24 protein-coding genes, 1 pseudogene and 1 riboswitch are annotated in these 21970 nt (G+C 51.4%); of the genes and pseudogenes, 18 read left to right on the top strand and 7 right to left on the bottom strand.

From position 1 onward, the window contains the following. The first annotated feature begins 228 nt into the window (after positions 1-228). From ACS5WU_RS08845 to ACS5WU_RS08835, 3 genes and pseudogenes are all read left to right on the top strand, one after another. The gene (locus ACS5WU_RS08845; protein WP_046443413.1) at positions 229-603 is read left to right on the top strand and encodes a GntR family transcriptional regulator; all 375 of its coding nucleotides are present in this window, start codon (positions 229-231) and stop codon (positions 601-603) included. 4 nt (positions 604-607) lie between these two features. Next, positions 608-1066: pseudogene (locus tag ACS5WU_RS08840) on the top strand (ATP-binding cassette domain-containing protein); the annotation flags it as partial. 395 nt (positions 1067-1461) lie between these two features. Beyond that, entirely contained in the window at positions 1462-2112 is a 651-nt protein-coding gene (locus ACS5WU_RS08835; RefSeq protein ID WP_059109331.1) for an ABC-2 transporter permease, read from the top strand. 84 nt (positions 2113-2196) lie between these two features. Here the strand turns inward: ACS5WU_RS08835 and ACS5WU_RS08830 are convergent, their stop codons facing one another. Both ACS5WU_RS08830 and ACS5WU_RS08825 read right to left on the bottom strand, forming a co-directional pair. Further along, the gene (locus ACS5WU_RS08830; RefSeq protein ID WP_059109332.1) at positions 2197-2901 is read right to left on the bottom strand and encodes a CvpA family protein; all 705 of its coding nucleotides are present in this window, start codon (positions 2899-2901) and stop codon (positions 2197-2199) included. 18 nt (positions 2902-2919) lie between these two features. Then, positions 2920-4032 carry a hypothetical protein gene (locus ACS5WU_RS08825; protein WP_059109333.1) on the bottom strand — a complete coding sequence of 371 codons (1113 nt, stop codon included), beginning with the start codon at positions 4030-4032 and terminating at the stop codon, positions 2920-2922. A 277-nt stretch (positions 4033-4309) separates the two neighbouring features. Between ACS5WU_RS08825 and dapF the strand changes: the two genes are divergently transcribed. The 6 genes from dapF (at position 4310) to ACS5WU_RS08795 (ending at position 10616) form a co-directional block, all read left to right on the top strand. After that, positions 4310-5122: a diaminopimelate epimerase gene (gene dapF / locus ACS5WU_RS08820; RefSeq protein WP_413815485.1), complete on the top strand. Its 813-nt coding sequence runs from the start codon at positions 4310-4312 to the stop codon at positions 5120-5122. Further along, positions 5119-6525, top strand: coding sequence for a CCA tRNA nucleotidyltransferase (locus ACS5WU_RS08815; RefSeq protein ID WP_302760238.1), 1407 nt, complete (start codon positions 5119-5121; stop codon positions 6523-6525). The genes dapF and ACS5WU_RS08815 overlap by 4 nt, the downstream gene beginning before the upstream one ends. 48 nt (positions 6526-6573) lie before the next feature. Continuing rightward, a complete protein-coding gene (locus ACS5WU_RS08810; RefSeq protein ID WP_046443407.1) occupies positions 6574-7488 on the top strand; it encodes an alpha/beta fold hydrolase in 915 nt (304 codons plus the stop codon). 17 nt (positions 7489-7505) lie between these two features. Further along, positions 7506-8954, top strand: coding sequence for a DnaD domain protein (locus ACS5WU_RS08805; protein ID WP_059109336.1), 1449 nt, complete (start codon positions 7506-7508; stop codon positions 8952-8954). After that, the gene (locus ACS5WU_RS08800) at positions 8947-9861 is read left to right on the top strand and encodes an ATP-binding protein (RefSeq protein ID WP_302760235.1); all 915 of its coding nucleotides are present in this window, start codon (positions 8947-8949) and stop codon (positions 9859-9861) included. The genes ACS5WU_RS08805 and ACS5WU_RS08800 overlap by 8 nt, the downstream gene beginning before the upstream one ends. A gap of 113 nt (positions 9862-9974) precedes the next feature. After that, entirely contained in the window at positions 9975-10616 is a 642-nt protein-coding gene (locus ACS5WU_RS08795; protein ID WP_059109338.1) for a CDGSH iron-sulfur domain-containing protein, read from the top strand. 55 nt (positions 10617-10671) lie between these two features. Here ACS5WU_RS08795 and ACS5WU_RS08790 read toward each other — a convergent pair whose 3' ends face one another. Further along, the gene (locus tag ACS5WU_RS08790; RefSeq protein ID WP_302760234.1) at positions 10672-11559 is read right to left on the bottom strand and encodes a LysR family transcriptional regulator; all 888 of its coding nucleotides are present in this window, start codon (positions 11557-11559) and stop codon (positions 10672-10674) included. 114 nt (positions 11560-11673) lie between these two features. Here ACS5WU_RS08790 and ACS5WU_RS08785 point away from each other — a divergent pair, with 114 nt between their 5' ends. Further along, positions 11674-12711 (top strand): YeiH family protein, encoded by a 1038-nt coding sequence (locus ACS5WU_RS08785; protein ID WP_465089103.1) that lies wholly within the window; start codon positions 11674-11676, stop codon positions 12709-12711. 281 nt (positions 12712-12992) lie between these two features. Here ACS5WU_RS08785 and ACS5WU_RS08780 read toward each other — a convergent pair whose 3' ends face one another. Next, positions 12993-13247, bottom strand: a complete 255-nt coding sequence (locus ACS5WU_RS08780) for a TfoX/Sxy family protein (RefSeq protein WP_302760232.1) — start codon at positions 13245-13247, stop codon at positions 12993-12995. 139 nt (positions 13248-13386) lie between these two features. Here ACS5WU_RS08780 and ACS5WU_RS08775 point away from each other — a divergent pair, with 139 nt between their 5' ends. Continuing rightward, on the top strand, positions 13387-13776 hold the full coding sequence (locus tag ACS5WU_RS08775) for a hypothetical protein (protein WP_046443400.1): 390 nt from the start codon (positions 13387-13389) through the stop codon (positions 13774-13776). Between the two features lie 124 nt (positions 13777-13900). Continuing rightward, the gene (locus ACS5WU_RS08770) at positions 13901-14725 is read left to right on the top strand and encodes a MerR family transcriptional regulator (RefSeq protein ID WP_302760230.1); all 825 of its coding nucleotides are present in this window, start codon (positions 13901-13903) and stop codon (positions 14723-14725) included. A gap of 154 nt (positions 14726-14879) precedes the next feature. Here the strand turns inward: ACS5WU_RS08770 and ACS5WU_RS08765 are convergent, their stop codons facing one another. From ACS5WU_RS08765 to ychF, 3 genes are all read right to left on the bottom strand, one after another. Continuing rightward, on the bottom strand, positions 14880-15374 hold the full coding sequence (locus ACS5WU_RS08765) for a putative signal transducing protein (protein ID WP_059109342.1): 495 nt from the start codon (positions 15372-15374) through the stop codon (positions 14880-14882). Between the two features lie 53 nt (positions 15375-15427). Then, positions 15428-15646: a putative signal transducing protein gene (locus ACS5WU_RS08760; RefSeq protein WP_046443398.1), complete on the bottom strand. Its 219-nt coding sequence runs from the start codon at positions 15644-15646 to the stop codon at positions 15428-15430. Between the two features lie 94 nt (positions 15647-15740). Then, positions 15741-16838, bottom strand: a complete 1098-nt coding sequence (ychF, locus tag ACS5WU_RS08755; protein ID WP_046443397.1) for a redox-regulated ATPase YchF — start codon at positions 16836-16838, stop codon at positions 15741-15743. Between the two features lie 180 nt (positions 16839-17018). On the opposite strand from ychF, the gene ACS5WU_RS08750 reads away from it, so the two are divergent. The 6 genes from ACS5WU_RS08750 to thiD all read left to right on the top strand — a co-directional run bounded on the left by ACS5WU_RS08750 (position 17019) and on the right by thiD (position 21855). Next, complete coding sequence (locus ACS5WU_RS08750; protein WP_302760467.1) at positions 17019-17813, top strand: undecaprenyl-diphosphate phosphatase; 795 nt, start codon at positions 17019-17021, stop codon at positions 17811-17813. A gap of 62 nt (positions 17814-17875) precedes the next feature. Continuing rightward, positions 17876-18934 carry an NAD(P)/FAD-dependent oxidoreductase gene (locus ACS5WU_RS08745; protein ID WP_302760466.1) on the top strand — a complete coding sequence of 353 codons (1059 nt, stop codon included), beginning with the start codon at positions 17876-17878 and terminating at the stop codon, positions 18932-18934. A gap of 40 nt (positions 18935-18974) precedes the next feature. Beyond that, a complete protein-coding gene (locus ACS5WU_RS08740) occupies positions 18975-19610 on the top strand; it encodes a GyrI-like domain-containing protein (RefSeq protein ID WP_302760465.1) in 636 nt (211 codons plus the stop codon). Between the two features lie 58 nt (positions 19611-19668). Then, entirely contained in the window at positions 19669-19971 is a 303-nt protein-coding gene (locus ACS5WU_RS08735) for a DUF6506 family protein (RefSeq protein ID WP_046443393.1), read from the top strand. 89 nt (positions 19972-20060) lie between these two features. After that, positions 20061-20170, top strand: a riboswitch (TPP riboswitch). Positions 20171-20411: 241 nt separating this feature from the next. Further along, the gene (thiE, locus tag ACS5WU_RS08730) at positions 20412-21050 is read left to right on the top strand and encodes a thiamine phosphate synthase (RefSeq protein ID WP_302760463.1); all 639 of its coding nucleotides are present in this window, start codon (positions 20412-20414) and stop codon (positions 21048-21050) included. Position 21051: 1 nt separating this feature from the next. Then, on the top strand, positions 21052-21855 hold the full coding sequence (thiD, locus tag ACS5WU_RS08725; RefSeq protein WP_302760462.1) for a bifunctional hydroxymethylpyrimidine kinase/phosphomethylpyrimidine kinase: 804 nt from the start codon (positions 21052-21054) through the stop codon (positions 21853-21855). The last annotated feature ends 115 nt before the right edge of the window (positions 21856-21970 follow it).

The following is a 21970-nucleotide window of genomic DNA, read 5'->3' as shown; positions in this document are numbered from 1 at the left end:
GCAGTGGTTGCGCAGCAGGAATCCTGATTAAAAATTGTGTTAATGTCCCTGAATGGGGGGTATATTATAAATAACAACTCACTATCAATACATATAACCGGAAAGGGGAAGCGGAGACGCTTCCCCTTTTCGTGCGCAAAAAAACAAAATCTGGTTGACAGCATACGGAGCAGGTGTTATATTGTACATATCGTATATATACAATATTTTGAAATGGAGGGTTGATGAGTGGATATCATCATCAGCAATTCCAGCGGAAAGCCGATCTATGAACAGATCACCTCGCAGATCAAAAATATGATCCTGACGGGGATGCTGAAGGAGGGGGACGCCCTTCCATCCATGCGGCTGCTGGCAAAAGAACTGCGAATCAGCGTGATCACCACCAAACGCGCGTACGACGATTTGGAGCGTGACGGGTTTATTGAAAGCTTCACAGGACGGGGAAGCTTTGTCGCCCGTAAAAATTTGGAGTTTATGCGGGAGGAACAGCTGAAGGTCGCGGAGGATTTTTTGAAGCAGGCGGTGTATACCGCAAAGAGCAGCGGCATTACGCAGGAGGAGCTTGTGGAGATACTGCGTGTGCTGTACGAGGAGGAGTAGTAAAATGGACAGCTTGGCTCTGAATAACGTAACAAAGCAATATAAGGGATTCCGGCTGGAGGATGTTAGCTTCCGGCTGCCCTGCGGCAGTATTATGGGGCTGATCGGCGAGAACGGGGCGGGTAAGACAACCACGATCAAGCTGATTTTGAATATGATCCGTGCGGATGCGGGAAGCATCAGCGTGTTTGGCCTTGACCATCAAAAAGACGAGCGGGAAATCAAGGAACAGATAGGCGTTGTGATGGAGGATATCGGTTTTTACGAAACATTGAAGCGAAAGGATATCGCGGCCATTATGCGCAATACGTTCCGGACGTGGGACGACGCGCTGTTTCTGGAATACGCCAAGACCTTTGACCTGCCGGAACGCAAAAAGATCAAAGAGTTTTCCCGCGGCATGAAGATGAAGCTTTCGATTGCGGTCGCTCTCTCGCATCATCCAAAGCTGCTGATCCTCGACGAGGCGACAAGCGGGCTGGATCCCATTGTACGCAGCGAAATACTGGATGTGTTCCTTGATTTTATACAGGATGAATCGCACTCGATCCTGATCTCTTCACACATCACGAGCGATCTGGAGAAGGTGGCGGATTACATAACGTTTATCCATGATGGAAAGGTGGCGCTGTCTGAGAGCAAGGACAGCATGCTGTACGACTATGGCGTTTTGAAATGCGGGGCGGAGGATTTTGCAAAGATCGACGGAGCGGATATCGTCGGTTACCGAAAATCCGGCTTTGGTTACGAGGCGCTCACCACAGATAAGGAAGCTGTGAGGCGGAAGTATGAGAACATCGTGGTGGATAACGCAACGCTTGACGATGTGATGCTGTTTATTGTAAAGGGGGAGCGGAAATGAAGGGACTGCTGACAAAGGAATTCCTGGGAACCAAAAGTTTTTTCAAGGTTTATATCTTTATTATTGCAATCTGTATTGTCCCGGTTCTCGTATCGGATAACGGCGACTTTTCGGCAGGGTTTGCAACGGGAATCTGCACGTTTATCGGCGGCATGATGTGCTTTACGTCCTTTGCGTACGATTCCTCTAACCGCTGGGATAAATATGTACTGACACTGCCCTACACAAGGAAGCAGATTGTGACGTCAAAATATGTATTTTCTCTCCTGATGGTGGGTGTCGGTATGGGCATCGGCCTTGCAGTAAACCTGATTCTCGCGGCTGCGGGACGCGCGGTGCTCGACGCGGAGACGGGAATGGTTATCCTCATGCTGGTATGCGTGGCGCTGCTGTTTATCAGCATCGTGATTCCGCTGATTTATAAATTTGGCGTGGAAAAGAGCAGGATTGCAGTCATTGTAATTTTTCTCGTGCCGTTTATGATTTTTATCGCGTTTTCAAACGTTGCGGAAGACGGGGGAGGGATGCAGGATATCCTTCCCGGGATCATGCCTGTGCTGACATGGCTTTTGCCGATTGTCGGCGCGGCGGCGATTGTGGTTTCCTACCTGGCGTCGGTACGCATTTACCGCAACCAGGAGATATAAACGACATAGAAGGCTGAAACAAAAAAACGCTTCCGGTAATGGTTGCCGGAAGCGTTTTACGTTTCAAAAAAAGGCAGACTCCTCCTATATTACGCCGGATATACCGTTCAGCAGGAAGTTGGACTGGTAGAAAAACGCTGCGATTGGGGATTTATCGATGATTGGCGATATAAAATCGGCCGGCAGGGAAATCATCAGAACCGGCACGATCATAAACAGCGCGAACATCCCAAGGAATCCGCGCAGCAGGCCTACCGCGCCGCCTGCAAGGCTGTCAAACCGGCGCAGCACAGGAAGCGGCGTCGCATAATTGAACGCGTTGACGAGCAGCGCAATCACGATACGCGCAATGAGGTAGATGACCAAAAATGAAAAAATGTTTACAACCACATTGGTCATGGTAAAGCCAAAATATTCGGATACCTTATGAAAACCCTGCGCCTCAAATACGCCGTTCGTCATATTTTCCGTTACAAGGTGGTCAAAGGGCATGGGAAGGTTTGCGGACGAAACGATCTGCTTAATCTGCTCTGTGGAAAGCGTGGCGACGGCAAGGTTGCCGGACGCCTGCAACTGGTCTACGCCGTTGGTGAAATTTAAAATGAACCGGTAAAAAGTACCCTTGGCGATGGCCTGGGACATGAGCGGCGAAAAAAGAAACCCGACGCACCATGAGATTGCCATGCCCACCGTATTGGTGGCGGACACCAGAAAACCCCTGTAAAAACCCTGTAATACGTAAATTGCGATTAAAAACACGACGATCCACGTCAAGTTGATAAAATCCATGTATCCTCCGTGGTCTGGTCAGCTCAGCGGCATCAGGTAGCTTTTGCCTTCCTGGTCCCAGGCGATGGCAAGCGTATCCATAACCTGCTTTGCGCTGACTAGAGTATTGTTGATTTTTGCCGTTTTTTCGAGCTCTCCCGTAAGGGAATAGGTAGAAACCGAATCCGGGGAGAAAGCGTAAAGCTTCTGCTGTGATAACGCAATCGAAAAAACATTTTGCGGCATATGCAGCACCGTTTCGCTGAGCTCGTTGTTAAAAAGCTTTACGGACTCAAAATATGTGGCTGTAGAGCGCGGGATGTAGGCAAGCTCAAAAGTCTTCCCGTTGCTCACGGCAATCGGCTTCCAGCCGTAGATAAGCGCTTCCTTCTGCTTTTTGGAAGAAATATCGTAGGAAACGAGCGTGTTGGTGCCAGAGGCATAGGTCATGCCGCCGTCCGCCACATACACCTGCTCGATGATCTGCGTGTTGTCCTGTATGGTGCTGGTCGCCTTGCCTGTTGTGGTATAAGTGGAAATATTGGATACCGGCACAACGTTTGACGTATCGAGCGAAAGCACCCACAACGTATCATTATCCCCGTAAAAACCAAAATCGATCACAGGACGCGTTTTATAATCCACCTGTCCGGTCTGCTCGCCCTTGCTGTTTAAAATATAAATGTAATACATGATCTGTCCCGTCTCGTCCGCCGCGCTTCCGGAGACCGCGATGTTATTTTTACCGCACCGTACGTCAAGGATGTCGGACGCGACTGCGGAGCTGAAAAGCTGCTGCTGCGTATAGGAAACAGCCTGCAGGTTTTTCCCAAGATAGGTGCAGATCATTGTGGGGGAAATGGAAAGCTTTGCATCCGCAGAATCGAGCTTTGTATCCCACACGGTTTTGCCCTTGAGATCGGCAAGCGTCAGCTTGTCCTCCGTAAGGTAAACAAGGCCGTTTTCGTTCCCCTGCACAGTTTCCGGCAGGATGGACTCGGTTTCTGTAAGGGCCGGCTTCCAGAAGCCGATGTCCGTAAAATTATTGATCAGAAAAAATACGCCGACAGCCGCCGCCGCTATGACGGCAATGAGGATGATCATATTTGTCAGCTTCCGCCGCTTTTTCCGGCGGGAAGGTCTTAAATACATAAAAGTACCTCGAATTTCCTACAATATCATAATACCATTCTATTATATTCGATTATTGCCGGGAAGGCAAAATTTTTCCCGCGGCGGCTTCAAACGAAGAGCGCAACGGTAAAACACCGGTATCCCCCACAGCAGAGGGAATTTCCGGATTATTTTTAATCTATTGTACCATAAAATACCCTTTGAATGTGATATAATATAAGATAATGTTTCAAAATAACACGGTTTTAACAGAAATTTAAGAATTGAAAACCGGATGGCAAAAGAAGGTGATACCATGCGCATTACAAAAATGCACGGACTGGGAAATGATTTTATTGTGATAGAAGAGAAAACAGGCGATGTGGCAGAGCTTGCAAAAAAGCTGTGCAGGCGAAGGCTTGACGTAGGCGCGGACGGGCTTTTGCTTGTGGAAGCATCCAAAACGGCGGACGTGCGGATGCGAATCATCAACGCGGACGGTTCGGAAGCGGAGATGTGCGGGAACGGGATACGCTGCTTTGCGCGCTATGTTTACGACAAAGGCATCGTGCGGAAAACAAAAATGCAGATTGAAACGCTTGCGGGCGTCGTAAGCCCGGAGCTTGTCATGCAGGGCGCGCAGGTCGTGGCGGTGCGCGTGGATATGGGGAGGCCTTCCTTTGAGCCGGAGCAGATACCCGCGCTGATGCAGGATCCGATGGATTTTACAGTGGAGGTAAATGGAAACCGGCTGTTGGCTGCGTGCGTGCTGATGGGCGTGCCGCATACGGTTATTTTTGTTGAGGATATTGACAGCGTTCCCGTGGAGCAATGGGGCCCGCAGATCGAAAAAAACCGGCTCTTCCCCCGTGGGACAAACGTGAATTTTGTGCAGGTAACAGGCCGCAATTCTGCGCGCATGGTTACATGGGAACGTGGAGCGGGAAGGACGCTTGCGTGCGGAACGGGCGCGACGGCTTCCGGCGTGATTATGCACAGGAAAGGGCTCGCGGACGCGAAAATCGATCTTTTTGTACCTGCGGGCGTGCTGCACATCGAAAATGCGCAGGATGGACGCGCCTTTATGACGGGCGCGGCGGAATATGTGTTTACCGGGGAGGCAGGATGAGAGAAGGGGAACCGCTCCCGCTGCCCGGCTTCCTGAAACGTTTTTTTGAGCTATGGAAAGGCGCGGGACTTGCGGACGCGTATTTAGTGGGCGGCTACGTCAGGAACCTGCTGCTTGGCCTCGCGGAGGGCGACCTTGATATCGCGTCGCCGGAGCTGCCGCAGAAGGTTGCGCGAAAGTTGCAGTGCGAAGAGGTTTGTGTGGAAGAACGTGCGTACGGCCTTGGCACGGTTGTGATAAAACAGCGTTTTGGCGAACGGCTTTATGTGTATGAATATACGGCGTTCCGTTGCGATAACTACGGGCGGGGCGGCGCGCATACGCCTGTAAGCGTGGCCTTCACGCAGGACATGGATTTGGACGCGCAGCGCAGGGATTTTACGATCAACGCGCTGTATATGGGCGCGGATGGACGGGTGGCCGATCCCACGGGCCGGGGCCTTGCGGCGATCGGCAACCGGCTGGTCGAACAGGTGACGGAGGAAACGCTGGCGCAGGACGCGCTGCGTATCCTGCGTATGGTGCGCTTTGCAGCGGAGCTTGGTTTTGAGATCGACGGGCAGACATATGCCTGTGCAAAACGTTATGCGCCGCAGCTTCAGGATATTTCCGCGGAGCGAATCCGCGATGAATTTTTTAAGATACTGCTTGCCGATCAAAAATACGGCAACACGGATGGAGTGCTCTGCGGGCTGCACCTTCTGAAGGATTTGGGGGCGCTCCGGTTTATTGTCCCGCGGCTCGAGGACGGAGACGGGCTGGCGCAAAATCCAAATTACCACGCTCACGACGTACTGGAGCATTCGCTGCGTGCGTGTGCGTGCGCGCCGCCGGACCTCGAGGTGAGGCTGGCGGCCCTTCTGCACGATATCGCAAAACCCGAGGCATGGCACGAGACCGGAAAAATGTACGGGCACGACAAGCTGGGCGCGGTTCTTGCAGAGCAGGCGCTTAGCGCGCTGCGCGTGGATAAGGAGACGACAAGGCACGTATGCGCCCTGGTACGCGCGCATATGTTTGACCTGAACAACGATGCGGGCAAACGCGCGGTGATCAGGATGATCGCAAAGCTTGGACAGGAGCAGTTTTTAAAATTGTGCGCCGTGCGCGAAGCGGACTTTTGCGGCTCGGGCATGGGAAATCCACCGCTCAGCGCGGAAAAGTGGCGCGGCATACTGGAAGAGCTGGTCAGCAGGGATGCGCCGCTCAATTTAAGGCAGCTTGCGGTAAATGGCGACGACCTCATGCGGGAGCTGGATTTGCCAGCAGGTAAACGCATTGGGGAGCTCTTACAGGCCCTTCACGCATACGCTTTGAAAAAACCGTCACAAAATAACTACAAAAGTCTGATTAAATATGCTAAAATAATAAATACGTGTGAATACAAACCGGAAAAGAACTGACCGGATGAGAATAAATGAATTGTTGCAGACATTTGGGAGGAATCAAGCGTGTTTGAACCAATCAATATTAATAAGTTTTTGAACAGGGAACATATCGGCGATTATGCTGAGATAGAATTCGATACGTACGTGAGCAGCCATGGCAAGGAAGAGGTCGAGGACATCAAAATGCCCATGCACTATTACGAAGCGGGCGAAGGCGAGCCGCTGATTCTGGTGCATGGAATAGGCCAGTCCATTTACACATGGCGCAAGAATTTCGAGGAGCTGGCGAAGCATTTCCACGTATTTGCAATCGACCTGCCCGGGCACGGGTTTTCCGGCAAGCCGCAAATGAGCTACAGCATCGAGGAATTCGCGCTTTCCCTGGAATCCTTTATGAATGTTCGTGAGCTTGCGTCCGCACATTTTTGCGCGTTTGGCGAAGCGACGGCGTATGTGCTTGATTTTGTAATGCACAATATGAAGCGCGCAAGGACGCTTGTGTTTATCTCGCCGATGCTTACGATGAGCGCGGGCGGTGGCATCAAGGGCAAAGGGCTTCCATCCGTTCTGGGAATGACGGCGGCGAAGATGCGCCTTACAGAAGGGGCGGTAAAGGAAATGCTGGAGGACTGCTATTTTGACCGTACGCTGGTGACGGACGAGGTGGCGGCGGAATACAGCGCCGTATTGATGGACAGGGATTTTAAGGTGATTTCGAGGATGTGCATCGGTAACTTTATCGACGAGGATATTATACAGAACATCCATTCTGTCCGTCAGCCAATGCTGATTATCCTGGGTTCGGAGGATAAAATAACAGGCGGCAGAGAAAATGAATTCCTGCAGCTTCCGCTTGCGGACGCAAGCAGCCTCACCGTGCGCAACTGTGGTTTTATCGTGCATGAGGAAAAGCCGGAAAAGGTAAACGAAGCCATTGAACAATTTTGCAGACCGCGTAAAAAGCCGGAAGAGGCTTAAGGTAAAGAGGCGGCAAAATGGTAAAATTTGTTTTGGATGAGCAGGCGTTTACGCCTGTGCCAACCATATTTTTAAAAAAGTATATGTGCGACGCTCCCGCTGATTATGTGAAGGTTTACCTGTACGGCCTATGTCTGGCAAACAGCGGCAGCCAGCTTTCGGAGGTGGAGCTTGAGGACGAGCTGCACCTTTCTTCCGCGCAAATTGAATCCGCGCTTAATTACTGGTGCCTGAAAAATTTACTGTTAAAAAGCGGCGGCAAGTATTCGTTTGTGCCGATCAAGGCTGCGCCGGAAGAGGAAGCGCCCAAAAAGCGGCGCGCACCCCTCTATGAAATGCAGAATTTTAACGAGATGCTGCGTACGGTTTTGAAGAGGGATCTTTCCGGAACGGAGCTTAATAAAATCTACGATTATACGGATGTGTTCGGACTTTCGCAGGATGTGGTGCTTGCGCTGGTGGAATACTGCGTGGCGGAGCGCGGCAACCGGATCAGCGTGGCTTACATTGACAAGGTAGCGGAGGCATGGAGCGAGGAAGGCGTAACGACGCTTGAGCTCGCGCAGCAAAAAATTGAAGAATATAAGGCTGTTTCGGGCGGCGCGAACAAAATCATGCGCCTGATGGGCCTGCACGGAAAATATCCGGGCAGGACGGAGATGGATCTTTACAATAAATGGACGGAAAAATGGGGCTTCACGCACGAGGCAATCGAATATGTGATGAAGGATAAGGAATTTTCCAAGGAGCAGCCGTTCAAATATCTGGATGCGATCCTGCGTTCGCTTTACGACAGGGGCATTACGTCCTCCAGAAAGATCAGCGAATTTTATAACGCGCAAACAAAGCGCAGGAGCAACATCAAGGAAGTGCTCACCGCGCTCAAATATTCGCGGATCAATATTGCGCCCAAGCATGAGACCTTTTATAGGGAGTGGGAGGAAGCCGGTTTTTCCCAGCAGATGATCCTTATGGCGTGCGAGCAGACGGTGAAGCTGGGAAGCCGCAGGCTGGAGGCGGTGGACAGCATTTTGAAGGAATGGCGCAGCCTGAACCTGGAATCGGAAGAGGAGATCAGGGCGCACCTGAAAAAGCAAAATACGCTCGACAGCAAGATCGAGCAGGTATACGACTGTGCGGGAATCGAGAAGGCGGTCGGCGAGATGGACCGCAAAAATTATATCCGCCTGACGCAGGAAAAAGGGCTTTCCCACGAGGTGCTGATGTATGCGGCGGAAATGAGCTCACTGTTCCAGAATCCGCTTTCGTATATGATGAAGGTTTTAAACAACTGGGCCGACGCGGGCGTAGATACGCTTGACAAGGCAAAGAAGCAAAACCTGTCGCGTGCGTTTGCTGACGCGAAGCGCGACCAAGGCGTGAGCCAGCGTGAATATACAGAGGAAGAAAAGCAACAACGCAAGGAAAACGCATATCAGGAAATGGAGCGTCTGTACGATGAATAAAACCGTTGCGGATTTGCTGGAGGATTTTGGCCTGAGGCACGCGCGCGTGGTACACGAGAATGAAAAACGCCTGCGCGGCGACGGGCAGATACAAAAACTGGAAGAACAAAAGCGCGCGCTGCTGATGCAAAAGCTGGAGTGCGCTTTTTTGGCTGCGGACGAAGGAGATTTGGACGCGCAGATACGCACACTCGAGGAGCAGGAGCGGGGCCTTGCCGAAAAAAAGGGGCTTCTGGTTCCGTATGATTGCCAGGCGTGCAAGGATACCGGCATCATCGGAAAGCGGTATTGCCGGTGTTTTTTGAATGAAGTTTACATTAAAATTTTTGGGGCGACGGATATTGCCGCGCTCGATATGGATTTTGAGCATGCGGATCTTTCCGTATTTGATGGGGAAAAGCGGCTTCCAATGGGTAAAACACAACGGCAGATCGCAGAGCTTGTGTACGGTATCTGCCAAAAGTATGTAGCAGGCTTTCCAAAGACGCCGCGGCAGAATCTTTTGCTGCGGGGCAAGGCGGGACTTGGAAAAACCTATCTTCTGAACTGCATGGCGGTTGCCGCGAAAAGACAGGAGATTGACGTGTGCCTGATTCGTGCGTCAGCCCTGTTCGACGCATTCTTCAGGCACCGCATGGGAGAGGAAATGCCGCTTCATTTCCTGCAGGAGGCCGGGCTTTTGATGATTGACGATCTTGGCACCGAGCCGGTGACGCAAAATGTGACGGTTGAATATTTGTTCGACCTTTTAAACCGCAGGATAGAGGCGGGCAGGCATACTGTGATCGCTACCAACGTGGACGATTTGCAGGCGCGTTATGGAGAGCGTATTTCCTCGCGCATGGAAGGCGGAAAATGCTGCGCAGTACTCCTGATGGACGGCGATGATATCCGGATGACGAAATAGGCCTGTTTTGCCGGCGGATGGATGGGTATTATAAAAACAGGATCGGGAATGTATGCAAACAGCTTTGCCATGCGCAGGGCGTTTGTTTTTTGTAACGCAAAGGAGATGGGGAAATGCGGATCAAGATCATCAAAAACGGGCCTTATCAGGTCAGCGGCGGCGTGCCGCTCAAGGAAATGAAGATCGGCTCGAACAGGGCGGGGGATTCCACGCACTGGATCGAAGGAAAAACCATTGAAACAAAGGAAACCTATCATTTGTGCAGGTGCGGGAAATCTTCAAACAAACCATTTTGCGACGGAAGCCATTCCTGTGGCTTTGATGGCACGGAGACTGCGGACCACCGGAGCTATAAAGAGTCGGTGAAATGCTATAAAGGCGATGGCATGGATCTTTTGGACGAAGAAGACCTGTGCGCGGTAGCGCGTTTTTGCGATGTTGCGGGGGGCATCTGGGATTTGATACAGGACGCGGATAATGAGGAGCTCGCTGTAAGGGAAGCCTGTGATTGCCCGTCCGGAAGGCTTACGGTTGTCAAGGAAGGGAAAAGCATTGAGCCGGATTTTCCGGCAGAGATCGCAGTGATCGAAGACGAACCGGCAGGAAAAATGGGCCCGCTGTGGGTGCGCGGCGGAATCGAGATTGAATGCGAGGACGGAAGCGTATACGAAAAGCGCAACCGCGTTACGCTTTGCCGCTGCGGGAAATCCTTAAACAAACCGTTTTGCGACGCATCGCATATGGAAGAGGAATAAAAAACAATAGAGAGCGTAAACGCCGCGGAAATTCCCCGCGGCGTTTTTATGTGCTTCAAAATCGCCTGTACTTTTTACAATAATCGAAAAATTGCAGGTAAGCGTCCAGCATGATGCTGTTTTTCAGACAGATAAAATTGAATTCGCGTTCCACGTCAAAATCCCTGAGCGCAAGCCGCACGAGCCTGCGTTTGCGCAGCTCCTTTTGTACGGCGGCTTCGTAGAGCATGGTAACGCCAAGCCCTTTTGCGACGAGACCTTTCAGCACCTCCATATTTCCGATTTCGGTTACGCGCGCGAAGCTTTCCGTGCTCAGGTTATGCTCGTACAGAATGGATTCCAATACATTGCGCGTCCCGGAGCCGGGCTCGCGCAGGATGAGATGCTCGTCCAAAAGCTCCGCCAAAAAAGGTTTTTTCTTATGCAGCGGATGATCCGGCGCGCACACTGCAATAAAACGTTCTTTGGAAAACAGCCGGTATTCAAACCCTGATTTTTCGAAATGCCCTTCCACAAAGGCAAAATCGATGACACCCTCCCTGAGGGATTCTATCAGCCGCTGTGTGTTATCCTCGCGTATGGTGAGGCGCGTATGTGGAAAATCGCTCAAAAAGCGCCGGATGATGGGCGGCATCACATAGCCGCTGATGGTCAGCGTCGCGCCGAAGCAGATGTGCTGCGGCTCGTTTTGATGCTGCATGAGCTCTAAAAGCTTGCCCGTATCCGAACGCATCGTGCGCAGCGCTTTTTCATAAAGCGCGCCCTGCGCGGTGAGCCGCAGCTCCTTGTTTTCATAAATAAATAATTTGACGCCAAGCGCCTGCTCCAGAAATTTGATCTGCTGCGATACCGCAGGCTGCGTGACGCATAAAAGCTCTGCCGCTTTTGTATAGCTGCGTGTTTCACACAAGGTCAGAAAGGTTTCCGTCCGGTAATCGAGCATTTTAAACTCCTATAAATTATATTTATTATATTATAAAATTATATAATTTTATTTTATAATAATATGCGTTTATAATCAACATTGTAATCAATATTTATGAAAGGAAGTTTTCAAATGGCAAAGGTACTCAAAAATCATGCTCCGGGGGTGCTGTTGTCGGTGGCCATCGCGGTCATTGCAATGGCGATCGGCGAAGGCATCCCCAACAACATCATCAGCTCAAGCGTATTTGCCCTGCTCATCGGCATGGCGCTCAACCCGCTGCTGATGAAATCCGGCATATTTGGCAAGGGAGTCAATTTTACGTCAAAGCAGATATTGAAGCTTTCGATTATCCTGATGGGCGTAACGCTCAGTTTTGCACAGGTGATGGAGGTTGGAAAATATTCATTGGTGGTGATGTGCTTCACACTGGCTGCTGCGTTTGCGGGCGGATATTTCCTTGGAAAGCTTTTCAAGGTCAACTGGAAGATGTCCAGCCTTATTTCCGTAGGCACGGGTATTTGCGGAGGAAGCGCCATTGCAGCTGTCGCGCCGGCGATCGACGCGGAGGATGATTACATCGCCTATTCCATTTCGGCAATCTTTTTATTCGATATCATTATGGTTGTTATTTTTCCGCTGATGGGACGGGCGCTCGGGCTGACGGATATGGGCTACGGCCTGTGGACGGGTACCGCAGTAAACGACACCTCGGCTGTTGTGGCGGCGGGCTACGCATTTTCCGACGCGGCGGGCGGCTACGCGATGATCGTAAAGCTGACGCGTACGCTCGCAATCATTCCGGTAGTCCTGATTTTTTCAGTGATCAACCTGCGCATCAAACGCAGGGAAACGCTGGAGCAGGGAGTGGAACAAGCAGAGGAACAGGGCAAAAAGCTCAATATTGCGGGTATCATCCCGTGGTTTATCATTGGGTTCCTTGTAATGGTGGGCATTAAAAGCGCGGGACTCATTCCTGACCATGTGAGCACCGGCGTTGCGGAGGTCAGTAAATTTATGATGGTAATGGCGCTGGGGGCAATCGGCCTTTCCACAAGCTTCAAGAATGTGGCAAAATCGGGAGTGAAGCCCCTGATCCACGGCAGTATCCTCTCTGTGATCATCGTGCTGGTATCGTATGCGGTACAGGTTATGATGGGACAGGTTTAAACGGTAATTGTAAAAAAGCCTCTCCCTGATGGAAGGGGAGAGGCAGGAATGCAGGTAAATAAGGCCCCGCCGGAAAGCGGCTCCGCAAGTCGGGAAATCGAAAGAAATAGCCGCCAGTAAGTGTTCCGATCAATCGTACTTCCAAGTAAATTCATTTTTGATGTCAACTCCCTTTGAGATAATCCGGCAGCAGCCCGCAATCTTCTCAAGTTTGTTTGTAAACTGGCATTTTGTAATATCAGACCTTTCAGAGAATCCTCCTAAATAAAAGGGAAGCCTGCCTATTTGAATGAATTGTAAAAATCCTTGAGTTCTTTTTTTGTTTCATCCGGCAGGTTATGCCAGCGGATTCCGCGCAAAGCGCCTTCCAGGCCGCACAGCATGTTATAGCAAGCGGATGGATCGATCGCCTTGATTTTAAGCCAGGCGTCCCTGCTGCCGGTTTTCCTTAATTCTTCTGCTGTTTTGATGCCGGCCTGATGAAGCTGTTCCTCAACCACAGGGCCGATATTTGGTAATTTGGATAGCTCTCCCATAAGAAACCTCCGTTTTTAAGTTCAGGCTACCATGTTTGGACGGGGATTGCAATCGTGCCGGAACAAACTGTTTTGGACGCGCGGGATAGCAACTTTGCAGCGGATATGATAAAATAGAAAAAAACGGCAGGGGAGACCGATGAATAAAAAAACATTTTGGGAAACGCATGTTCCTCAAAAGACAAAAACATACGTATCCTGGGGAATTATGGCAGGGTTTGTTTACGCTGTGGTGGCCTTGATGTCGGCGTTCCAGAACCCGGCTGCGATCATAGACCTTGTAGTGGTGCTTGGCCTGACGCTGGGCGTTCTTTTCGGGCGCAGCCGTGCGTGCGCGGTGATCCTGCTCCTGCTTTATGTAACGAGCGAATTTGCATACGCCTACCTGATCGGCTTTGGGATATTGCAATGGGTGATGCTGATTGTGTTCAGCGCGTGCTATGTGTGCGGAATGCTGGGGACCTTTGAATTCCAGAAATATTGGAAGGCTTACCGGAAAAAGGGAGAGCTTCCTCCAAAAGAGGCATAGGAGATACGCTGAAAACCGTTTTTACAAAAAACGGTTTTTTTAATGCTTGACTCTGCCCCTGCGGAAGGGTTTATACTCTGTTTACCGGTCCAAAACGCGCGCGGACGAGGAAAGGAAATCAAAAATGTATAGCATCGGAATGTTTTCAAGAATCAATCAGGTTACGCCCAAAACGCTTCGGCATTATGCCAGGATGGGCCTTCTTAAGCCGGCCTATGTGGATACGGAAACAGGCTACCGTTATTACGACGCGACGCAGATCGTGCGGATGCGGCAGATACTGAATTTCAAGCAGATGGGGTTTTCCCTGTCCGAAATTCTGGAGATAATAGACCAGAAGCCGGGCGGCGGGGCGCAGCGTGAGCTGCTGGCTTCAAAGCAGCGGGAGATTGAAGGGCGCATCGGCGAAGAGAAACAAAAGCTGGAGCGGATTGAAAGCTTCCTGCGGTGCGGAAAAGGTGAATCTATGGAAAATGATCAGGTAATAGTCAAGTCCCTGCCCGGAGTCGTCGTTGCTTCCCTGCGCAGGGTAATCCCAAACTACGACGCGCTGTTTGAACTGATGCCCAACGTCCTTGGCGCGGAAATGCAGCGGCTTGGCTGCGAATGCGCCATGCCGGAATATTGCTTCAATATTTACCACGACGGGGAATACCGCGAAACGGATATTGACGCGGAAATGTGCGAGGCCGTTGTGGAGGCAAAGGAAAATACGGATATCGTTACGTTTAAAAAGATTCCGGAGGTGCCGATGGCGGTCTGCGTGATGCACAGGGGCGGCTATGATACGCTCAGGGAAGGTTATGCGTTTGGGGCGGAGTGGATTGAAAAGAACGGATATGTGATGTGCGACTCCCCGCGCGAAAGCTATATAGACGGGATATGGAACAAAGACACCGAGGACGAATGGCTGACGGAAATACAATTTCCAGTCGTCAAAGCGGAATAAAAACGCTTTCAAAGCAGCGGTATAAAGCAACGCAGTTGATTGCAGCCTGCCAAATGGTTACGCAGCCATGCGGCGCCATAAGTTAATACGCTGTAAAAACGGTATGGCACAAAACCGCCATACCGTTTTTTGATTCCAAATGAATTTACCGGCGTCAGGAAAAGAGAAGAGAGACGATACCCATAATGGCGGCGGGAACGCCTGTTACAAGCAGGATCAATATCCACACACGCACGCGGGCAGGGCTTTTGACCTGCTCCTGCAGAAAAGCGTCAGGCGAATCCGTGGCCTTGGCGACGCCGTCGGGAAACGCGTCGGATAGCAAAGCGCGGGCAGCTTTGCTATCATCCCGGTCCACATAGATATCCTCCCCATAGACAGAATAACCCATGTAAATGTTCAGGTAATTGCCCAGCTCTTTTTCCCGCGCAAAGGCGGGTATGCCTTCTGCATTCAAAAGGTCGATGATCAATTCGCTTTCGAGTTTATTCGCGGTGGAGGTGAGGTAAACCCGCCTCATTACGTCGCAATAGGAAAAATCTTCCGCGGGATCGCGTTCCGGCGGTTCGTCCACAAGCGCGCATCCGCAGTCCGCGCAGACCTTGAAGCCTTCGTCGTACTCATCCCCGCATTCAGGACAAAACGGCATAACAACACACCCTTTCAAAGCAGGATTTGAAATGATTCGGTTTGAACGTTGCGTTAAAGGCTGTGGATGATCTCTGTGGCCTTTTCGATGTCGGCCTCATCCACAAAAATATTGTCGCCGTAAGGGGAAGTACCCATATACGCCTCCAATGCTTCGCCGGCCTGTTTTCCCTGCGCCAATGCAGGAATGCCGTTTTGCCGGAGGATATCCATGAGCATTGCGGTTTCCGTACCGCTTTCGGTAGATACCAGTAACATGCGTTTTGTTTCCATAACTGTGATCCCCTTTGCCTTTTCTTAAATATAACACGGCAAGGTGTGAAAAGTAAACAAAACAGAACAAAAAAGATGGGAAAACGGCGGGTGATCAGACATTGAAACGGAACAACACCACGTCTCCGTCCGCGATCACATATTCCTTGCCCTCCTGGCGCACAAGTCCTTTTTCTTTGGCAAGCTGCATATCGCCGTTACAATCGTTTTTGAGCGTATCAAAGGCAACGATCTCAGCCTTGATGAAGCCGCGTTCGAAGTCGCTGTGAATTTTCCCAGCCGCCTGCGGCGCTTTGGTTCCTTTTGTGATCGTCCATGCGCGCACTTCCTTTTCGCCTGCGGTGAGGTAGCTGATCAGTCCCAGAAGCGAATAGGATTTTTTGATCAGCTTGGAAAGGCCTGATTCGCCAATGCCCAGCTCTTCGATAAACAGTTGTTTTTCCTCCTCGTCCATACCGGCAAGGTCTTCTTCGATTTTTGCAGAGATCGTAACAACCTCGCTGCCGTGCTCTGCGGCGTATGTAAGAAGGGGCTGCAGCACAGGAAGGTCGTTTTTGCCGACCTGGTCTTCAGCGATGTTTCCAACATAAATGATCGGTTTGTCCGTCAGCAAAAACATGGAGTGCATGATTTCCTCCTGCTCCTCCGAAAGCTCGATGTTGCGGGCAAAATTCCCCTTTTCCAGCTCGTCCAGAATCAGCTGGCAGGCCTCTGCTTCCACCTTAAACTTTTTATCCCCGGTTTTTTGGAATTTGAGCGCTTTATCAAGCCGTTTTTGCACGGTTTCCATATCCGCAAAAATCAACTCGTAATTGATCGTCGTCACATCGCGCAGCGGATCGATGCTGCCGTCCACGTGCGTGATATTATCGTCCTCAAAGCAGCGTACCACCTCGATGATCGCGTCTACCTCGCGGATGTGGGACAGGAATTTATTTCCAAGGCCTTCACCCTTGCTCGCGCCCTTCACGAGGCCCGCGATATCCACAAACTCAATCTGCGCGGGTGTGAATTTTTGCGGATGGTAAATCTGCGCGAGGTAATCCATGCGCGCGTCCGGCACAGAAACAATGCCGTAATTCGGTTCTATCGTACAGAACGGATAGTTCGCGCTTTGCGCCCCCGCCTGTGTCAGTGCGTTAAACAGTGTGCTTTTACCAACATTGGGCAAGCCTACTACCCCTAATTTCATACCAAAACTCCTTATATGAGCGCGTCCGCAAAAAATTTTACGGCGTGCGCGGTTTTATTTGCCTGCAACCATATTATTATAATAGCAAACCGCTTTTTCCGCAAGCATTGCGGTTGTGAAAGCAATGTTTTCCTGATATAATGAAGAAACTGGTGGAACTCATTTTTAAGGAGTAAGCGTATGAGTTTTTTGGATTCGATTATTTTAGGCGTTGTGCAGGGATTTACTGAATTCCTGCCCGTTTCGAGCTCCGGGCACCTGAACCTTTTGCAAGCCCTTCTGGGCGTGGGCGAGGTGCCCCTTCTTTATGACGTAATGCTGCATGTGGGAACGCTTGTCGCGGTGTTTATCGTGCTGTGGCCCGAGATTGTAGCGATCATTACGCATCCGATCAAAAATAAACTGGGAATGCTGATTCTTGCGACCATACCGGCGGTTGTCGTTACGCTGATCGCGGAAAAATTTGCGCCCGAGGCCTTCAAGGATGTGCTGGACGGTAAATACCTTGCGATCGGCTTTTTTGCCACGACAGTCGTTTTGGTGGTCAGCGAATTCCTTGCGCGGCGGTATGAACGCAAACGCAATGTGGAGCTGCCGCAGGCCATGGCAATGGGCGTGATGCAGGCGGCTGCGATCCTGCCGGGGCTTTCGCGCTCAGGCTCTACGATCGCGGGCGGGCTCTTTACAGGCGTCGGACGCGAGAAAGCGGCGAAGTTTGCGTTCCTGATGTCCATACCGGCGATTCTTGGGAGCGTTGTATTTGGCGCGAAGGACGTGATGGATAACGGAATGGGCGATGTTTCGATTCCTGCGGTGATCATCGGTTTTGCGGTTGCGGCGGTGAGCGGCTTTGTGGCCATCAAATTTATGCTGAAGCTGATCAGCAGGCACAAGCTGTACGGTTTTGCGGCTTACACGGCTGTGATGGGCGTTATCGTGATGATACTGACAAGCGTAAATCCAACTATGTTTTAGAAATCAATTCAATAGCGTAAAAAAGATCATATGGGAAAACAGATATACGAAAGGGTGAGGGTATGTTTGATTATGATGTGATCGTGATTGGCGCAGGGCCGGCGGGCTGCAGCGCAGCGGCGCGTCTGGCGCAAAAGGGCTGCTATGTTTTGCTGGCTGAAAAAATGGATATGCCGCGCACAAAATCCTGTAGCGGTATCCTGATCCAGAAGTCCCTGAAGCTGATCGAAGAATACTTCGGCGGCCTGATACCTGAATATACGCACTGCAGCCCGGCGGATAACCGGGGTATGGTGTTTGTCAACGATGCAGGCTGGGAATACAAGTTCGAGCAGGCGGGCCTGAGCGTGCGGCGCGACCTGTTTGACGAGTGGCTCGCACAGCAGGCGCAGGACGCCGGGGCGGAGCTGCGCGACGGCACGGCCGCAGTTTCGTGCACGGAGCAGGACGGATATGTATGCGTAGAGTTTAAGGACGGCGGCACCACCTGCGAGGAAACTGCGAAGGCGGTGATCGTATGCGAGGGCGCGGCAGGCAGCATAAGGCGCAAAATGCGTGGGATTTCCGGCGGCAACGTCATTACCTGCCAGTCTGTTTACGAGGGAAAAATCGACCTTGACGCGCATTATTTTTACGCGTACCTGCAGCCGGGGTTTTCGGACTACGACGCATGGTTTAATGTAAAGGACAATAAGCTTGTTTTTGGAGTTGCCGTGGACGAAATGGACGCGTATGCCGGCTATGAACGGGCGTTCCTTTCCCACATGGAAAAAGAGCACGGACTGGAGCTTGGAGGGAAGATCAAAGAGGAGCGCTGGGTGATGCCGAGGATAACGCCCGGATGTCCGCTGGATTACGGCGAGGGAAAAATATTGTTCGCAGGAGAAACGGCGGGCTTTTTGAATCCGATGGGCGAGGGGATATCCTGTGCGCTGGAAAGCGGCTATGCGGCTGCAAATGCCATTTGCGATGTGTTTTCCGCCGGGAAGGAAGATGAGAAGGACGCCCTTGTTGACGAGTACAGGAAGAATTCGCAGCAGATCAGCGGCTATATGCTCGGGCAATGGGATTTTGTGGCGAGGATATCGCCCTCCTTCGCGCATATGAGAAAACACGCTTAGCGGGGGAGACGCCGCTGTAGCGCAGGGAGAGGAGCTTTTGATGGCAACCGCAAAGATGGATTATAAAAAGGAATACAAAGACCTGTATTTGCCAAAACGCAAGCCGTCGGTGATCGACGTTCCGGCAATCGGTTTTATTATGGTGGATGGAAAGGGCGCGCCGGAAGGCGACGAATATAAAAGTGCGATGCAGGCGCTTTATTCGCTCAGCTTTACGATCAAAATGAGCAAAATGAGCGGAACGCAGCCGGAGGGGTATTTTGAATACGTCGTGCCGCCGCTCGAAGGGCTTTGGTATGGAACCAAAAGGGCGTTTGAACAGAATAAGCGGGACGAATGGCTGTGGACTTCCATGATCCGCCAGCCGGAGTTTGTGACGGAAGAGGTTTTCGCGTGGGCACAGCGCCAGTCCAGGGAGAAGAAGCCTGAGGTAGACGTTACAAAAGCGCGCTTCGAGGTGTTTGAGGAAGGCTTATGCGTGCAGATGATGCACATCGGGCCTTACTCCACGGAGCCTGAAACCATTGCGCAGATGCACCAATATATCGAGGAAAATGGGCTGCGGGACATGACAGGAAACGTTCGCAAGCACCATGAAATCTATCTTGGGGATCCGCGGCGCACGGCTCCGGAAAAGCTGAAGACAGTGCTGCGCCTGCCTGTAGAGCGGATTTGATGTGATTGTGTTACATAGAGTCAAATAAATAATTGCGAAAGGAAGCAAACGGGATACGATGAAAAAGAAATTTGCATTTTTACTGATGGGGACGCATTACGATCCTCAAACAGACAGGGCCAGCTTTGAAACGCCAAAGCAGGTCACATATATTTATACGGTCAACACAATGGATGAGGCGCTTGAAAAGGCTGCGGCCATCACGGAGGACGGCGTGGGTGCGATCGAGCTTTGCGGCGCGTTTGGCGAAGCCGGCGCACGCAAAATAATCGAGGCGACAGGCGGCAAGGCAGCCGTAGGCTATGTAACGCATTTTCCTGAACAGGACGCGCTTTTTGAAGCGTTTTTCAAGAAGGATTAAGGCGCGGGAGTAAAACCTGCTTTGTGGGAAAGAACACAAAATCGTGGGTTGCATTTGTTTTGGTACAGTGCTATACTGAAAAAAATTGAAGATTTGAAACAGGGGAGTTCATAGAGTGAGCTGAGAGGAAACGGTAGCAGTTTCGACCCTTAGAACCTGATTTGGGTAATGCCAACGTAGGAATTCAAGCAAAACGGATTTTTAGGGAATACTCTTTCAGGTATTCCCTTTTTTTGTGCGCGAAAAATGGTGCGTGCGATGTGCTATAACGAGCCAGGCGCAGGGAAGCTTGAGACTCAGGGCCGCGGCGTACAATGTCACTTTTGCTCTTTGTACGCCGCGTCCGGGGAAGGCAGTATTTGGAACAATCCAAAAACAGTCATAAAAGCGGTCTGTTTATTTTAAAATAGACGCAAAAAAAGATGTAAAAGGAGAAAAACGTGAAGATAGACAGGAAGACTATGCTGCTTTATGCTGTGACGGCGGATTGCGGCTGCGCGGCGCTCGCAGATAAAGTCGAAGAAGCGCTGCGCGGCGGCGTGACGCTTTTGCAGTACCGTGAGAAAAAGCTGACAGGCGACGCATTGCTTCGCGAGGCGATTGAAATCAGAAGGCGGTGCGACGAATTCCGCGTGCCGCTCATCATAAACGATAACGTGGAGCTTGCGCTTGCGTGCGGCGCTGCGGGCGTGCATCTGGGACAATCGGATATGCCTGCGAAAAAGGCGCGGGAGCTGCTGGGCAATGAACGGATCGTCGGCGTAACTGCGCGCACTGTGGAGCTTGCGAAAAAAGCCGAACAGGACGGGGCGGACTACATCGGATCGGGTGCGGTATTCGGCACCTCGACCAAAAAGGATGCGGTGCCGCTTGACCATGCTGTGCTCAGGGACATATGCGCATCCGTCGGCATTCCCGTTGTGGCAATCGGCGGCATCGGCGAGAAAAATATCAAAGCGCTTGCGGGCACGGGCGTTGCGGGCTTTGCGGTGGTTTCGTCGGTTTTTGGCGCGCAGGATACGCGCCGCGCAGCAGAGCGGCTTGCAACACTGGCAAAAGAGACGATAGGAGAGCAATGAGTTGAAAACAGTATTAACGGTTGCCGGAAGCGATTGCAGCGGCGGGGCGGGTATACAGGCCGATATCAAGACGATTGCGGCGCACGGCGTATATGCGACGAGCGCAATTACAGCGCTTACAGCGCAAAACACAACGGGCGTGCGCGCTGTAATGGATGTAACGCCTGAATTTTTAAGGCAGCAGCTGGACTGCATCTTTACGGATATCAGGCCGGATGCGGTTAAGATTGGCATGGTGTCGGACGCAAATTTGATCTGCGTCATTGCGGACGCGCTCCGCGAATACGATGCGCCAAACGTGGTGCTCGATCCTGTGATGGTTTCCACCAGCGGCAGCAGGCTTCTAAAAGAGGATGCGCAGGATGCGATGGCAAAAAGGCTGCTCCCGCTCGCTGACCTGATCACGCCAAATATACCGGAGGCACAGGCGCTTTCGGGGATTACCGTTAACACCAGGGAGGATATGGAGCGCGCGGGCCGCCTGCTCGCTAAGCGATACGGCTGCGCCGTCCTTGTAAAGGGCGGACATCAAAAAGAGGAAGCAAACGATTTTTTATTTAAAGATAAAACCGGCAGGTGGTTTTACGGCAAACGGATCGACAGCAAAAACACCCATGGAACGGGCTGTACGCTTTCAAGCGCCATTGCCTGTAATCTTGCAAAGGGCAGGGGACTTGCCGACAGTATTGAAATGGCCAAGCGTTACCTTGCCGGAGCGCTGGCGTCCGGGCTTGACCTTGGGCAGGGCAGCGGGCCGCTTGACCACGGCTTTGCAAACAGCCAAACAGAGTTTTACAGCGATTGAACATAACGCAGGTACTGCGGTTTGATCAACTGCCTGCATATGCAGTTGATACCAAAAGCCTGTAACCAATCTTTTGACAAAGTGCTATAAACCGACGATCCTGCGGGGATTGAGT

The sequence above is a fragment of the Christensenella sp. KGMB01412 genome (genome assembly GCF_055522415.1).
This window is presented reverse-complemented; position numbering and strand designations above follow the sequence as displayed.

Coding starts and splice junctions, on each gene's coding strand:
- ACS5WU_RS08760 (WP_046443398.1), bottom strand. CDS start 15,646: ATGGAAACAAAACGCATGTTACTGGTATCTACCGAAAGCGGTACGGAA.
- ACS5WU_RS08770 (WP_302760230.1), top strand. CDS start 13,901: ATGTATAGCATCGGAATGTTTTCAAGAATCAATCAGGTTACGCCCAAA.
- ychF (WP_046443397.1), bottom strand. CDS start 16,838: ATGAAATTAGGGGTAGTAGGCTTGCCCAATGTTGGTAAAAGCACACTG.
- ACS5WU_RS08835 (WP_059109331.1), top strand. CDS start 1,462: ATGAAGGGACTGCTGACAAAGGAATTCCTGGGAACCAAAAGTTTTTTC.
- ACS5WU_RS08775 (WP_046443400.1), top strand. CDS start 13,387: ATGAATAAAAAAACATTTTGGGAAACGCATGTTCCTCAAAAGACAAAA.
- ACS5WU_RS08790 (WP_302760234.1), bottom strand. CDS start 11,559: ATGCTCGATTACCGGACGGAAACCTTTCTGACCTTGTGTGAAACACGC.
- ACS5WU_RS08830 (WP_059109332.1), bottom strand. CDS start 2,901: ATGGATTTTATCAACTTGACGTGGATCGTCGTGTTTTTAATCGCAATT.
- ACS5WU_RS08795 (WP_059109338.1), top strand. CDS start 9,975: ATGCGGATCAAGATCATCAAAAACGGGCCTTATCAGGTCAGCGGCGGC.
- ACS5WU_RS08765 (WP_059109342.1), bottom strand. CDS start 15,374: ATGCCGTTTTGTCCTGAATGCGGGGATGAGTACGACGAAGGCTTCAAG.
- ACS5WU_RS08825 (WP_059109333.1), bottom strand. CDS start 4,032: ATGTATTTAAGACCTTCCCGCCGGAAAAAGCGGCGGAAGCTGACAAAT.
- ACS5WU_RS08735 (WP_046443393.1), top strand. CDS start 19,669: ATGAAAAAGAAATTTGCATTTTTACTGATGGGGACGCATTACGATCCT.
- ACS5WU_RS08805 (WP_059109336.1), top strand. CDS start 7,506: ATGGTAAAATTTGTTTTGGATGAGCAGGCGTTTACGCCTGTGCCAACC.
- ACS5WU_RS08785 (WP_465089103.1), top strand. CDS start 11,674: ATGGCAAAGGTACTCAAAAATCATGCTCCGGGGGTGCTGTTGTCGGTG.
- ACS5WU_RS08815 (WP_302760238.1), top strand. CDS start 5,119: ATGAGAGAAGGGGAACCGCTCCCGCTGCCCGGCTTCCTGAAACGTTTT.
- ACS5WU_RS08745 (WP_302760466.1), top strand. CDS start 17,876: ATGTTTGATTATGATGTGATCGTGATTGGCGCAGGGCCGGCGGGCTGC.
- dapF (WP_413815485.1), top strand. CDS start 4,310: ATGCGCATTACAAAAATGCACGGACTGGGAAATGATTTTATTGTGATA.
- ACS5WU_RS08750 (WP_302760467.1), top strand. CDS start 17,019: ATGAGTTTTTTGGATTCGATTATTTTAGGCGTTGTGCAGGGATTTACT.
- ACS5WU_RS08740 (WP_302760465.1), top strand. CDS start 18,975: ATGGCAACCGCAAAGATGGATTATAAAAAGGAATACAAAGACCTGTAT.
- ACS5WU_RS08800 (WP_302760235.1), top strand. CDS start 8,947: ATGAATAAAACCGTTGCGGATTTGCTGGAGGATTTTGGCCTGAGGCAC.
- ACS5WU_RS08780 (WP_302760232.1), bottom strand. CDS start 13,247: ATGGGAGAGCTATCCAAATTACCAAATATCGGCCCTGTGGTTGAGGAA.